The 13,519-nt window shown below is 58.4% G+C and carries 13 protein-coding genes and 1 pseudogene; 5 read left to right on the forward strand and 9 right to left on the reverse strand.

Translation table 11 applies throughout. The features are described from left to right. The 9 genes and pseudogenes from ATO11_RS19280 to ATO11_RS19320 form a co-directional block, all read right to left on the reverse strand. Positions 1 to 293, reverse strand: a pseudogene (locus ATO11_RS19280) (DUF3768 domain-containing protein); the annotation flags it as partial. A gap of 87 nt (positions 294 to 380) precedes the next feature. Beyond that, positions 381 to 590 (reverse strand): DUF6330 family protein, encoded by a 210-nt coding sequence (locus ATO11_RS19285; RefSeq protein WP_050532561.1) that lies wholly within the window; start codon positions 588 to 590, stop codon positions 381 to 383. Positions 591 to 613: 23 nt separating this feature from the next. Continuing rightward, entirely contained in the window at positions 614 to 1,552 is a 939-nt protein-coding gene (locus ATO11_RS19290) for an ArdC family protein (protein WP_050532562.1), read from the reverse strand. 40 nt (positions 1,553 to 1,592) lie between these two features. After that, on the reverse strand, positions 1,593 to 2,078 hold the full coding sequence (locus tag ATO11_RS19295) for a hypothetical protein (RefSeq protein WP_050532563.1): 486 nt from the start codon (positions 2,076 to 2,078) through the stop codon (positions 1,593 to 1,595). A gap of 330 nt (positions 2,079 to 2,408) precedes the next feature. Further along, positions 2,409 to 3,503: a Fic family protein gene (locus ATO11_RS19300; RefSeq protein ID WP_050532564.1), complete on the reverse strand. Its 1,095-nt coding sequence runs from the start codon at positions 3,501 to 3,503 to the stop codon at positions 2,409 to 2,411. Positions 3,504 to 3,647: 144 nt separating this feature from the next. After that, positions 3,648 to 4,964, reverse strand: coding sequence for a plasmid replication protein RepC (gene repC / locus ATO11_RS19305; protein WP_050532581.1), 1,317 nt, complete (start codon positions 4,962 to 4,964; stop codon positions 3,648 to 3,650). Positions 4,965 to 5,215: 251 nt separating this feature from the next. Further along, positions 5,216 to 6,157: a plasmid partitioning protein RepB gene (gene repB, locus ATO11_RS19310; protein ID WP_242601472.1), complete on the reverse strand. Its 942-nt coding sequence runs from the start codon at positions 6,155 to 6,157 to the stop codon at positions 5,216 to 5,218. Positions 6,158 to 6,189: 32 nt separating this feature from the next. Then, entirely contained in the window at positions 6,190 to 7,317 is a 1,128-nt protein-coding gene (gene repA, locus ATO11_RS19315; protein ID WP_242601473.1) for a plasmid partitioning protein RepA, read from the reverse strand. A gap of 1,160 nt (positions 7,318 to 8,477) precedes the next feature. Continuing rightward, positions 8,478 to 9,383, reverse strand: coding sequence for a recombinase family protein (locus ATO11_RS19320; RefSeq protein ID WP_050532567.1), 906 nt, complete (start codon positions 9,381 to 9,383; stop codon positions 8,478 to 8,480). Positions 9,384 to 9,609: 226 nt separating this feature from the next. On the opposite strand from ATO11_RS19320, the gene ATO11_RS19325 reads away from it, so the two are divergent. The 5 genes from ATO11_RS19325 to ATO11_RS19345 all read left to right on the forward strand — a co-directional run bounded on the left by ATO11_RS19325 (position 9,610) and on the right by ATO11_RS19345 (position 13,263). Next, a complete protein-coding gene (locus ATO11_RS19325) occupies positions 9,610 to 10,677 on the forward strand; it encodes a hypothetical protein (RefSeq protein ID WP_050532568.1) in 1,068 nt (355 codons plus the stop codon). A 457-nt stretch (positions 10,678 to 11,134) separates the two neighbouring features. Then, a complete protein-coding gene (locus ATO11_RS19330; RefSeq protein WP_035841084.1) occupies positions 11,135 to 11,389 on the forward strand; it encodes a PepSY domain-containing protein in 255 nt (84 codons plus the stop codon). Between the two features lie 4 nt (positions 11,390 to 11,393). Continuing rightward, entirely contained in the window at positions 11,394 to 11,969 is a 576-nt protein-coding gene (locus ATO11_RS19335) for a cytochrome b/b6 domain-containing protein (protein ID WP_050532569.1), read from the forward strand. Continuing rightward, positions 11,966 to 12,562, forward strand: coding sequence for a helix-turn-helix transcriptional regulator (locus ATO11_RS19340; RefSeq protein ID WP_110553793.1), 597 nt, complete (start codon positions 11,966 to 11,968; stop codon positions 12,560 to 12,562). Before ATO11_RS19335 ends, ATO11_RS19340 begins: the two co-directional genes overlap by 4 nt. Continuing rightward, the gene (locus ATO11_RS19345) at positions 12,559 to 13,263 is read left to right on the forward strand and encodes a VIT1/CCC1 transporter family protein (protein WP_050532570.1); all 705 of its coding nucleotides are present in this window, start codon (positions 12,559 to 12,561) and stop codon (positions 13,261 to 13,263) included. The genes ATO11_RS19340 and ATO11_RS19345 overlap by 4 nt, the downstream gene beginning before the upstream one ends. The last annotated feature ends 256 nt before the right edge of the window (positions 13,264 to 13,519 follow it).

Raw genomic sequence — 13,519 nt, forward strand, 5'->3', positions numbered from 1 at the left:
TTGCACAGAAAGAAAAGGACTTGAAAATGTAATTTCCTCATGCAGATCGATTTTCCAGAACACGGTCTCGCCCCGGATCTCGACCGCCCCGAAATCATGCCATCCTTCGGGATCGTTCTCGGGCTCGAAGGTCTCGAACATGCCCGTGGCCTTCACCGCCTCGGCCATGAAGCCGTCGCCAGCCTCCATAATCGAGCGGGTGACATGCATGCGGCCCTGCGAAACGCGTCGTTCTGCGCCGCGATCACACTCGGATCAGGGCTGTCTGTCTGGGATTGAGCGGTGCTGGTCATGGGGCTCTCCTTTGAAAAGTTGAAACACCCTTCCCGAAGCCCGCTTTTCCTTTTCCGGCCGGCGACAGGACCGAGACGGACGGGTCTCTACCCGAACAACCCCTTGCGTCGGTAATTCGGGTTGGGGATGGTTTCGATCCATCCGCCCTGTTTCTTGATGCTCTCGAGCGCTGCCGAGAGTGGATAGGCGCCCTCGGACGGGCTCCACCAATAAGCTCCGCGTTTGAAGGTGATGATCTTGCGGCGGCCGTCTTTGTAGCAGGCCAGCCGCAGCGTCTTGGGTTCCTTGCGTGACATGGGAGTCTCCGTTCTTTGTGCAATCAGGCGGCCTGGGCGCCCGCCCCTGCCCTACCCGCCTCCGATCTGGCGATCAGGTAGTCACAAGCGCGCTGCGCATCCGCGGCGTGCTTGAAGATCGCACCCTTGTCCGACCGAAGAACCCGTAGCCAGTTGTAGAGATACGCTGCGTTCATCTCGAGCGTATGCGCTGTGAAGCCGAGCATCTGGCCAAGGAACACCGAGGTCAGCTCGGCGACGATCTCTTCGCGGGCATAGGCCGTGTTGCCGAAGCGCGAGAGGCCGTAGTCGCGGTTCAGCCGATGGCGCGCCTTGGTGGCATGGGCCAGCTCATGGGCCCAGACCCCGTAGAAATTCCGCGGGTTCTCGAACCTGGAAATGGATGGCATGAACACCTTGTCTACAGGCGGCAGATAGTAGGCTTCCGTGCCCGTGAAGACGGTCGTGATGTCGATGGCATCAAAAAACGCCTGCATATGCGGGATGGGCTCGGACGGCGGATGTTCGGGCGCGGGCTCCGAGTCGGGATAGAAGCTCTCGGGCAAGCCCTCGATCTGACAGGCGTTGAAGACGCGGTAGGATTTCTGGAAGCGAAAGACGCGGGCTTCCTCAGAGCTGTCATCCCCATCGCTGCGGCCGCCCTCATCGGCGGCGTTCGTCCGGCTTTGTCCGTAGTAGACCACGACAGAGGACTTCTCGCCCTTGCGCACCTTTGCGTCCAAGGCATTGGCCTGCGGCAGTGTCATCCAGAAGGGCGAGCTGTGGCCCGCCATCACGGTGCGCATGGTCAGCAGGAAGTTGTTGACGCCTTGGTAAGGGTCGCCGCACACGCGCAGGGGGCGCAAGCTGCCGCCTGCGGTCCAGGGCTTGCGCCAAGGCAGGACGCCGCGCTCAATGATGCGAATGATTTCGTTGGTGATGACATCGGAGGCATCGAACTTGGGCATGCGGGATCGGGCCATGGCTGGCCTCCTTTCGAGTGTTGGTGAGAGGGAATGGTGATCAGATTGACTGACGGGACCGCGGATCGTTGGCGATCTTGGCACCGAGCTTTTCGACCATGTCGATGTAGGTGGTCAGCGAGACGCACCTGCCGGGACCCGAATGCTCAGGGTTGACCGATCCGTTCCGCGTCACCCGCGGCAGGTTCGCGAAGGCGATGACATCGGTGACGGGTCGAATATCGATGGCGGGTGTCCCTCGTGCGACCACAAGCACGGCCAGGGGGAAGCGCTCGATAGGCGCGAGAGTCGACACGGTGGTCCAACCGAGATGGATGAACGTCCCACCATCCCCGCAGATCACATGCGCGTTTGGCAATGACGTAGCCTGCCTGAGATAGCCGAGATCGCGGAGAACGGCTTTCCGCTCGAGCTGCCGTGCCGGCTCCGTCTCGCCGGTTCGGCGCAGCTCTCTATGCCGCCACCAAGAGGCAGCGGTCGCGCGCAGCACGCGCAAGACACTTGTTTGCATGGGGAAGCCCTTCATCCAGAACGGCAGACCGGAACCCGGCCCGGACCCATCTGAGGGACCGCAAAGGCCCTCATCCGTCAGTCACAAGACTCGAAGGACACTTTCCCTTTCTGCTACCCCGGAGGCACAGACCGAGGACTTCCAAGGCCGTCAGAACCGCGTTTCATCTTCATTGCACTCAGCACCTCAAGATCGGCAACATACATCGGCAAATAAGTCCTTAAACCTTCTGACTTACAAGCTTTATCAAAGACTTAGGTTTGCCCCAAACCGGCAAGCCTCACTGGTGCTTGGCTGATACTTCCTTGGAGCCAGCGTTTCGGGCTTCCCCTGAGACGAGCCTTTTTAGGTTGCCGTCAGGGAATAGCTGGTGCTACGTCCACCAGCCTCATCTTTCGCCAGGGCGCCCAAGTCGATGAGATCGAGGATGTCGCGATATGCCGTATCTTGTGAGCACTTTTCGATTTTCGCGTATTTCGACGTTGTGAGTTTTCCGTCGAATCCATCCAAAAGGCGGTTGAGCATGTCCCGCTGCCGGTCGTTAATGTTCGCTGCTCCATAATTCTCCAAGAACCGCGCCTTCCTGAACACGGCCTCAAGGATGATCTCGGCACCATCAAATGCGCGGTCAAGGCAAGCCAGAAACCAAACGAGCCACGCCGTGACATCAAGCCCCCCTTTTTGCGTCGACTCGAGCATGTCGTAATAATCGCTCCGCTCCTGTCGGATTTGCGTCGACATGCTGTAGAACCGCTGCGCGCTGCCTTCGGATCGCGCCAAGGCCATGTCTGCGATCGCGCGCGCGATGCGGCCGTTGCCATCATCGAAGGGGTGGATGGTGACAAACCACAGATGGGCGATGGCGGCATGTATGACGGGATCCGCCTCGGAGGACTGATTAAACCAGGTCAGGAAGCGCGCCATTTCAGGGTCTAACCGTTCGGCGTCTGGCGCCTCAAAATGCACGCGTTCGCGGCCATAAGGTCCTGATACAACCTCCATGGGACCGTCACGCCACCCCCCTACCCTGATCCGAGTCATTCCGCTTCGCCCGGTTGGAAAGAGAGCCGCATGCCAGCCGAACAGACGCTCCGCATCCAGTGGCTGGTCATACGCTTGGGTTGCGTCCAGCATCATCTCGACGACACCATCAACATGGCGATCAGACGGGATCAGTCCGCCAATTTCCAGACCTAACCGCTTTGCGATAGACGATCGAACCTGATCCTTGTCGAGCGTTTCCCCCTCGATCTCGCTGCTTTTCACGACATCACTGGTCAGTGTCCTGAGCATCGCCTCGTTGCGAAGATCGAAGCCAAGACCCTCCATGCGCCCCAAGAGCTTGCCTTGGCGGTGACGGACCGCAGCAAGTTGGGACGACAGCTTGGCCTTATCCCAGGTAAACTGGGGCCAATCAGGGAGTTCGTGAATGTAGGTCATATTTTACGCACTCTTTGCGGAGATTATACGGCACAGTCTCCGCAAGACAATAACAAACACCGCAGACCGCGCGGAGAATAAGGGCGGCAATCTCCGCATGCTCGACTTGGAACTTCAGATGCGGAACACCTGCTACCCATCCCATTACGCCGCCTGTCCGCTCAACCGGCCATAGAAGCTACGCTCTAGATGCAGCTCCCCTGCCCCAGCCTTCTCGACCATACCCCGCAGATATCCACCCGGAGACGCCACTTCGCCGGCGCAATGCTTGTCAAACGTGAGAACGAGCGCTGCTGTCGCGACTTGGGGGCCGAGACGGTCCTGAGCGAGGTTCCAAGCGTGCTCTGAGACGCCGATCATCGGCCTTAGCTGCCCGACAACCCGATGCAGATCGCCCCAATCCTTCAAATACCCGCCCATATTGCGGGCCCAGGACGCGAATTCAGGACAAGCCTGCATCACAGTCGGCAAATCAAGCGCTGCACCACGTTTCCTACGTGTTTCAACCACCCAGTCTTCCAGCTCCGTATCGACCTTCTCTTCCGGTGGCGCATTTGGCACCACGGCCGCCGCTTGCTCAGTTTCTGAGCGATTACAGGTTACAGGATTTAGTTGAGTTGTAATTAGTATATGAGGTTCAGAAATGACCTCCCTGGGGTCCATTTCTTGAATCTCTTTTGGCTCTTGTTCAGTAGTTGCGGGCATGTTTTCCACAACTTCATCCGCTCGAACTGCCTTGAGATAGGTCGCCTCGATACGCTCCTGGAGTTCTCTGAACCAACCTAGGAGCCGCTCAAGCGCCTCAGAGGCCGAGTTCCGGCGTGGCAAGCGGTGCAGAAGATCCTCAAAGAGGCTTGAGAGCTGTGTCCAGGGGCCACTCAGAGCACCCCTCTGGGCCGCTTCGATCCTCGCGCGGATCATTCGGCGCGCAACTGTGATCTGGCGCTTCAGGCGCTGGCAGAGTTCACGTTCAGCCTGTAGTTCGGCATGGAGATGCTCAAACTCTTCGGCGCGAGCCGACAGCGGCGACAAATCAAATCCGTAAGCCTCGAGGATACGACCGTCAGCGTCCCTGTGGCCCCATCGCTTGCCATTTGGACTGTCCTTGAAGGCAATCACGCCGATCTCGGCCAGACGCCTGGCATGGCGCTTGAGCGCCGAGAGCGAGAAGCCTGTTTGCTCCATCAGATAAGAGTTGGACGCCCAGACGATCGGACGCTGTCCCTCTTCCCAATCCTGGGCTTGTGTGAAGGCCCCAAGCGTGTCGAGAAGCAGCATGTCGCCAGCCTTGAGGCCTATATGCGCACCAACGCGTTTCACGGCGACAAGGGCCTGTGACTTGGGCACGGTTGATCTTTCACCAGCTTTTGCGTGCTGTTCAGCAACCGCCAGCCCGGCCGTCGCTTTGCGCCACCCCGAGGGTTGGTTGGTATTAGACAAACCTCCACCCTTCTGAGGCATGTCTGTCCCAGTCGCTCCATGCGGAGCCTCATTGAATTTTGTCATCTCTTAGCTAGGCACAAAAAACCTGTTCGCCCGAAGACGTTTTTCGTTGTTTAGCGATTCGCGGGCTGCTAAGATTGTAGTGTCAAAACAAATCGCGCCTTGTGCGCAGCAGCCCTCGGGACTTCGGTTTCGAGGGTTTTTCTTTTGTGCCGTCCTCCTTTCTGCTCAGTGCCTCCGTCTTGGCGGTTAACAGTTGTTAACCGCCGCTATCCTTCGTGGTTCTCTGATCGGAACCGATCGAAGGAATCTTGTATGAGCTGGTCCAGATTCTGATCCAGCCAATTCGCGAATCTAGTGTTCTCCCCTACCCGCTTAACGGTTACTGAGAGTCCCGATTTCCCACTCTTGATCTGCACACCAGGAACGGGCGAGCGCTGTTCAACTGATCGCTCTTGCTTTCCTCGCCTGCCGATTTCCTTGATGACGAGTTCAAGCCGCCCGTCGGAATCAAGATCGCCAGATTGACCAAGCACATCCAATACACGCTCCTCCGAGAGTTGCTCCTTCTCGAACGCTGTTGCGAGGGTCGTCCATTTGGGGCGACCTGCCCCTGGGGCCGCGCCGATTGCCTCTCCGACCGCTACCGGCACAAGCCGGTTGACACGTTCAAGCTGCGAGAGAGTGTTCTTGCTGATCGCCAAAGCTTGGCATGCTTCCGCACGGGAGTATCCCTGCTCCAAGATCGCCTGTGCGAACCGAACACGTTCATAGTAGCTCAGCTCCGCACGCCCTGCATTCTCGAGCCCCTTCGCCATTAGAGCATCGGTATCATCGAGTGTGCGGATCAGAGCCCGCACCGGCATCCCTAAATGGCGACAGGCAAGTATGCGTCGCTGGCCATAGATGACTTCAAAATGGCCGTCACGATCCTTTGATGGACGCAATAGCACTGGAACTTGCTGTCCGGACTCAGCAATGCTGGCCGCAAGATCTTGAATAGATGCATTTGCCGCGTCACTGTTAACAGCTGTTAACTCGATATCCAGCCGATCCTTTGGACCCCAGGCAAGGATCAAGTTGGTGTCGATTTCCTGAATGCCCCCGAGGCCGGCGCGGACAGAACCGATTGTCCCCTTGGGCAAGGTCCGATGGGCTCTGTCGGACGCACCCTCCTTTGACACCTCGCTTGCGGCTGTGATCGCAGCCATGATACCCGTCTTATTCTTCCCCATTGCCATGACTACCGCCCCCATGCCTGTTGAAGCATCCCTGCGATCTCCGCACCTACAGCATCCATGCTGTTCTTCGCCCGATCGTAGGTCGACCGCGTCATCTCGGATCGTGCAACCTCGTAGATCGACATCTTGAGCATCGACGCGTCGCCAATGGCCGTACTGCGCAGTCCGGTCGCTCCAACGACACGATCCTGGAAGAGGGCGCGCATCAGGCTCACGATCTGCTGACTCGGAATATCGCTCGGATCGTCGCGCGTGATGAGAAAAGAGAAGAAGTCATGATCGAGCTTGACGCCTGTGTCCTCGATCACCCCGAGATAGGCAGATGTCATCTCGACAAATTGCTGTGTAGAGGCAAGGTCGAGCATGCTTGGCGTCATCGGCACGATAACGGAGGTCGCGGCATAAAGACCAGTCAGAGTCAAAAAACCCAGAGCTGGCGGGCTGTCGATCACAACTACATCGTAGTCGCTCTCAACGGACTGGATCGCTAGACTGAGCTTCTCAAAGAACGCGACACCGCGCCCCGCATTGACCGCTGTTTCAGTCTCAAATTCGCTCAGCACAAGGCGGGCAGGGGCCAAATGCAAGCCAGGGAAATAGGTTTCCACGACAGCTTCTGACATCGGCACAGGATCGTCATAACGCAGCGCGTCGTAGATTGACGCGCCTTCAAACTCCAGTTCAGTTTGAATCCCGCAAAAGCCCGTGAGGCTCCCTTGTGGGTCCAAGTCAATCGCCAGCACGCGGTAGCCACTCAAAGCAAGGTAGTGACACAGATGGATCGCAGAGGTGGACTTCGCAGATCCACCTTTGAAGTTCATCAGCTGAATGACCTGCAGCTTGTCACCTTCGCGACGCCCAGGAAGGTATTTTCCCGGCTTTCGAGAGCTTGCCTCGAGAAAATGGCGCGCTTGCAGGATCTCGTTCCCGGAATAAAAGCGTCGTCCATTCTTAATGACTGCCGGCTCAGGCAACGACCCATCGCTATGGCACTTGCGCAAGAATTGACCGGTCACGCCAAGTAGGTCAGCAGTCTCTGTTGCGCTGAATAGTCTCAGATTTTTCCGCTGATCGGGCGCGTAGGCCTGTTGAAGATGCGTCGTGAGCGCCGTGTGTAGACGCGCGGCCATCTGGCTTGTAAGCTCGGATTGGGACGCCGCTTCGATGGGTGCCGTCTGAAACATAGTTGCAATTTCTCTGCTCGAACGCGCTTATTTGCGCAACTTGACTCTAATGGCCGTGATTCACCCTGTTAAGTCAAGGATTTTATCCACAAATTGTGCTGTAGGACCAAAGCGCTACTAGGGAAGCCACGCACCCTCCCGAGTTAACAGCTGTTAACAGCACGCATAAACTTGCTGTTCACGAGCCAATCTGGCGCAGACTAGTTCTCGCAAGCGCCTCGCTTCTCCACAGCGACGGCTCATGCCGGAACAGCCAACGCACCGACAGACATACGGCAAATCCCCGACCGAACTGGATCGATACTCAAAACTACATTGATACTTGGGTGCCGTGCCCAAACGATCAGACCAAACGCATTGCATGAGTAAGGATAGTCAACGCCGTGTCGGCTGACGGGTCCATGATCCCCAGCCGGGTAGGGGCATCCTTGTTGCCTGCGTCGTGGGAACAGGATCTAACACAAGGCACAGCGTTGCCGCGACGAATTCAATCACACCTCACCGACCCGCGACACCAATCCGATGAGATCAAATTATTGAGGGACGAAGAGAAATGATCCGCGCCACTCAAGGTTTCAGAGAATGTACAGTGATCATGAGTTCAAACTCAAAGAAGCCGATGCGCTTACTAAATGGCTTCGGCGAACACTGGAAAGCAACCGCGGACCACGTTCTTGCGTCAGCACAACCTATGGCTCCCGTCACCGAATGTCAGAGGACAAACTGCCCCCAGTTTTGCTGTTTAGAAGATCCGCTTAGTATGATCGATGGCAGATGCCTTCCGAAGACCCAGGTTCAGGAACCGTCGTCGCAAATTCTAGGGCAGGGACCTCTATCATTGTGCAGGTCCTAGCTAAGTCGATTTTTTAGCTAATGGAGACTATTGGAAACCGCTGGGAGAGCACTGTAGCTCAACTCGACGCCACCTCAAGTTCATGCCCGACTGAGGCTTTGTGTCTGGCTCACTGATCGCCGCGTGCCAGCCTTGAGGAGACGGGAATTGCACGACGGATTGAGCGTGAAACTTCGGTTGCGAGTCGTGAACTCATTCACACGCCCGCAAAGTGCGCTGCAACGCTGCAATCGCTCCATGGCGTGGAAGATTCTCAAGATTGTTGTTGATGCGCGGACTTCAGCAACCCCAGCCTTTCAGCGCGCTCCAGCAGCATTTTGACCGACGACGGCTGCCAGCTCGTGCGACCTCGAGGGGTGCGCTCGCGCATCGCCTCAAGCCGGTCGCAGATTGCCTGAAGAGTGATGTCTGGGTCCGCGCCCTTGATGCCGGCCACGATGGCAGGCAGGCGATCGTCGGTTTCGCGGCGGCCAGCTCGGGCTAGGACCTCGGCGGGTAGAAACCCGTCGCGCACATATGCCTTCACGGCGCGGAGCAGGCGGCTTTGCGTCCAGCGCCGATCATAGGGCAGGGGGGCATTGATAATCCGCAGGACGTCTTCCCAAGCCATGTCGGGGCGCAGGCGGCGCACATGCGGCACCCAATCCTGCGCGGTCTCGTTCAGTCGCTCCATGTAGCCGTCCTGTCGCGCCAGCCGCACCTTGCGGAGCGCGGCAGGGTCCTTGGCGCGAAGCCCTGGGTTGCCGCCCACGCGCCCTTTGGCGCGTGCCGAGGCAAGCCCGGCCTTGGTACGCTCACGGATCAGCGCACGTTCGAACTCCGCCGCAGCGCCCAAAACTTGCAGCGTGAATTTGCCTTGCGGGGATGAGGTGTCGATGGGGTCCTGCAGGGAGCGGAAGAAAGCGCCCTTGGCCTCCAGGCGCTCAATCACCTCGAGAAGATGCGACAAGGACCGCGCAAGGCGGTCGATCCGAACGACGACCAGCGTATCGCCGCTCTGAACGCGTTCGAGCACTCGCGCAAGCACCGGACGCGCGCGATTGCCGCCGGAGGCGTGCTCTTCGAAGATTTCGGCGCAACCCGCAGATTTGAGGGCCTCAGACTGGGGCAGGGGGGTCTGATCCTCTGTGGAGACGCGCGCATAGCCTACCAGGGGCATGAAAACCGGCCGCTTGCAATTTCAGATACCATCAATAAACGACCGTTTGTAAACGAATGCAAGTAAGTGCTCTCTCGTCGTGCTCGTCCAAAAACCCTTGGTTTCCTTGCGCTGAGCGCGATCTGAGAGGTTCCACCGGCAGTCGCGCGCGCATACTATATATAGAGCAAAGGCAACTGCCACAAAATCACTTGGGTAATGTGCAAAAGAACAGTATTTTGCACACATGAAGACCCAAGCATCCGCTTTGACTGATGATTTCAATGACCCCCTCATCACCATCGAGGCGGATGAAGAGGCTCACGAAGAAGATCTCTGGTTTCTGCCGGGACCACTCGAAGAAGAACCGGATGACTTGCCTCCCGGGCCACGGGCAGAACCGCCCGACACTGCTGTCATAGAAGACTGGGCAAAGGCACAAGGCGTTCATGCTGCGCGACTGGCACGGGTCGCTGGACGCCTGGGTGCTTTGGATGACCGGCTGCTGCGCGGCCCCGAAGGCTGGCGGCAACGGCTTGCTTTAATCGAGGCGGCGGATCTTAGCTGGTTCGCAGGGGACCGGGTGAGTTCTGATCGTCTGGCGCTCTGGATATCGATGCGGCTGTCAGGTGCGCAGAATGACCCAAATGCCCTGGCACGCGCCCACTGGGCTGTTCGGCGGCTGACAGGCGGTCCCGGGCCGGAGGCTGACTTGGCCGCCTTCCTGGATCGCCGCGATCCCGAGAACATTGAAGACAGCGCTGAACGTTTCGAAGATCGCGCGGGCGGATGGCTGGACGTAATGGCCGCAGCAGCCGAGCTTCACCCAATCACGCGGGCTTGCATGGGCTTTCATCTCTGGAGTCTGGCGGGCCTCGGACAGCACGGCGACCAGATTGAAGCCGCCGTCACCGCGTCGAGGATCGCTGCTGACGATGGAAGCGGCGCCATCTTCGCACCACTCGCCATGGGCGGGGCAGGGGGGCTACGTGCCTCGGGCTTGCCAACGGAACGCTTGGCACGCTGGTTGGATGGGATGAACAGCGCAATTCTGACGGCGATGCGAACGCTTGACGATATCGAAGCGTGGACCGGTCGGGCAGAAAACGTCATGGCGCAATTGTCTGGCCGCACGCCGGTCGCGTTGCGAAAGGTTTTCATAGAGTGGCCTTTGGTGACTGCCCCAATGGCTGAGTCTGTGACCGAAGCCAGCCGTGCCGCCGTTCAGCGCAATCTGGCGTGGATGGAGGCAAGCGGTTTGATCCGAGAAGTGACAGGGCAAGGGCGGTATCGAATGTGGTCTCCCGACATTTGAATTCGTCGCGCATTGCCAGTTCCACATTCTGCGACTAGCGAAGACGGAAGTTGATCAGTCCAAGCCGACAAATAGCGGATCAAGGTCATCCCCGGCCCCTGCAACGGGGTCGCCCATGCCCGCCGAACTCGGAGGGGTAGTCACATATTCGGTGCGCGCATTCCAGCCCCAGCGTCGTGTGGCCGATCCCGAATACGTCCGCAAGCTTGGTCTTGATCCGCTCTTTGATTGCGTCCGCCTCGCCCCAGCGGCAAGCAGAGGACAATTCCGATCACAGCTGCAGTCCAGACCACGTACTAGAGCCAAAATCGGCCATAAGCTGGCGCTTATTCGGCATCTCCTAAGCTGCGCGTCACTGGTCTTGCCAGGTCAATCCCCCGAAATGACGGCAAGCGACAACATGGGTTGCCGCGTTTCGGCACTGTCCATTCGGTGCCTCAACCAAAGGAACTGACACATGCGCAAATTCGCACTGATCGCCCTGATGGCATTTGCCACACCCGCCCTCGCCGAAGACGTGACGATGGACAGCATCCTCGGCACCACGATGCAAGAGGTCCAGGCCTCGCTGACCGCCATGGGCTACGAGGTCCGGAAGGCAGAGATGGAAGACGGTATGATCGAGGTCTACTTCGTTCGCGACGGCAAGATGGGAGAGGTCTACGTCAATCCCCAGACCGGCGTCGTAACGAAGCTCGAACTGAAGAGCTGACGCCATGGTTGCCATCGAGCAAAGAACAAGCGGGCGCGCGAGCGCCCGCGAGGTCGCCGTCTGGGACCCTCTGGTGCGGCTGATCCACTGGTCGCTTGCACTCACAATCCTGCTCAATGGCGCGATCGTACAGGAAGAAAGCAAGGCCCATGAGTGGATCGGCTACATCGCTTTGGGTCTTGTCGCTCTGCGCTTGATCTGGGCTCTGATCGGGCCGAAACATGCACGCTTTTTCGCCTTCCCGCCCAGTCCGGCACGCGCCTTCCGACACCTGCGCAAGATGTTCGGCGGGGACAAGACAGTTCACCTGTCTCACAACCCCCTTGGCGCGCTGATGGTCTACAACATCTGGGCAAGCGTGATCGCCATTGGTGTGACCGGCTACATGATGACGACGATCACATTCTTTGGCGTGGAGTGGGTCGAGGAAGCGCATGAGGTCATTTTCGGTTGGCTCTTGGTCTCGGTTGCGCTGCACGTTGCGGGCGTTGCTTTCGATACATGGTGGTCCGGTGTCAATCTGGTCCGCGCCATGATAAATGGCAGAAAGGCAATTCCCGAAGGACGTGAGGTGCAATGAAACTTGGGTTCTGGCCTGCGAAAACGAAGGAAAGGCGCGCAACGGTTCTTGCGGGCCTTATCCTCTTGCAAGGTCTGTCAGCCCTGTTCTTTGTCGGTGACGTGTTTTTCGATTTTCGGGACAACGGGCATCTGGACAATCCACACCTGCTCCTTGAGTCGATCGCCGCTGTTGCCCTGATTGCCGGGGTAATCTTCCTGATGATCGAATTGCGCAGATTGCTGTCCCGGATGTCGGACATGCAGACCGGCCTCGACATTGCTCATGGGCACATGGCGACGATCGTCGAGGAATTCTTCGACGAGTGGAACCTGACCAGAGCGGAAAAGGACGTTGCCATCATGATCTTGAAAGGGTTGGACAATGACGCGATTGCACGGGTCCGAAACACCGCCTCGGGGACAGTGCGTGCCCAAGCAACCAGTATCTACGCGAAATCACAGTCAGACGGGCGCGCGCAATTTATCAGCCTCTTCGTCGAAGAATTGATCGCCGGCAACGAACGCCTGCGCACCGGCGCCGAGTACGGCCCGGAAAACGAAGTCATCACGGATCATTCACCCGACCGCAATTTGTGCAAAGAGAAGACATGACCAATCCAAGCGCGCATCCCGACGATCCCCATTATATTACCCGCAGCGGCTGGTTGCGCGCTGCGGTTCTGGGCGCAAATGACGGGATCGTTTCCGTTTCGTCGCTCGTCGTTGGCGTTGCCGCCGCAGACCCCAGTCCAAGGGCAGTGCTGATCGCGGGTGTTGCCGGTCTGGCGGCCGGTGCGATGTCGATGGCGGCTGGCGAATACGTCTCGGTGTCGTCGCAGTCTGACACCGAACGCGCGGATATAGAACGCGAAAAGCGCGCACTCAAGGAGACCCCGGACGTCGAACTTGTAGAACTCGCCGCGATCTATCAGGAGCGTGGCCTCAGCGAGAAAACTGCGCTGGCCGTCGCCCGGGAACTGACCGAGAACGATGCTCTGGACGCTCATATACGGGATGAATTGGGTCTCTCGGAGGTGCATGCAGCCAATCCGCTGCAGGCCGCAATGGCATCCGGCGCGACTTTCAGCGTCGCCGCGGCCATTCCGGTACTTGCCGCATACCTTGCGCCGGCGACTGCGATTATCCCGACGGTATTATTGGTCACGGTGATTGCATTGGCGATCCTCGGCGCGCTCGGGGCCAAGGCCGGGGCCGCGCCGATGCCGCCCGCGATAATGCGCGTCGTCGGGTGGGGCGTGTTCGCGATGGCCGTGACGGCCGCAGTCGGCTGGTTGTTTGGCGTGAGTGTCTGACGGATGCATCTGCGGCTCGGTTTTTGGGTCTGGCCATTGAGTTGTTAGGGACGGGTCAAACCCCGTGTCTATGTTAAAGGGCGCGCGTCAAGCTCCGTGCCATAACGACCCGTCCGGCCCCGCCCCGCGCAATGCAAGCGGTCCAGATCAACCAATGGCCGGATTGGGACCGATGAATTTTCATTGCAGAATTGATTTGGATCAATGGTGCAAATCCAAACTCAACCTATGCAACTCCAAGGCTGGAATTTCCCAG

The sequence above is a fragment of the Pseudaestuariivita atlantica genome, from assembly GCF_001205715.1.
GTDB classification, from domain to species: domain Bacteria; phylum Pseudomonadota; class Alphaproteobacteria; order Rhodobacterales; family Rhodobacteraceae; genus Pseudaestuariivita; species Pseudaestuariivita atlantica.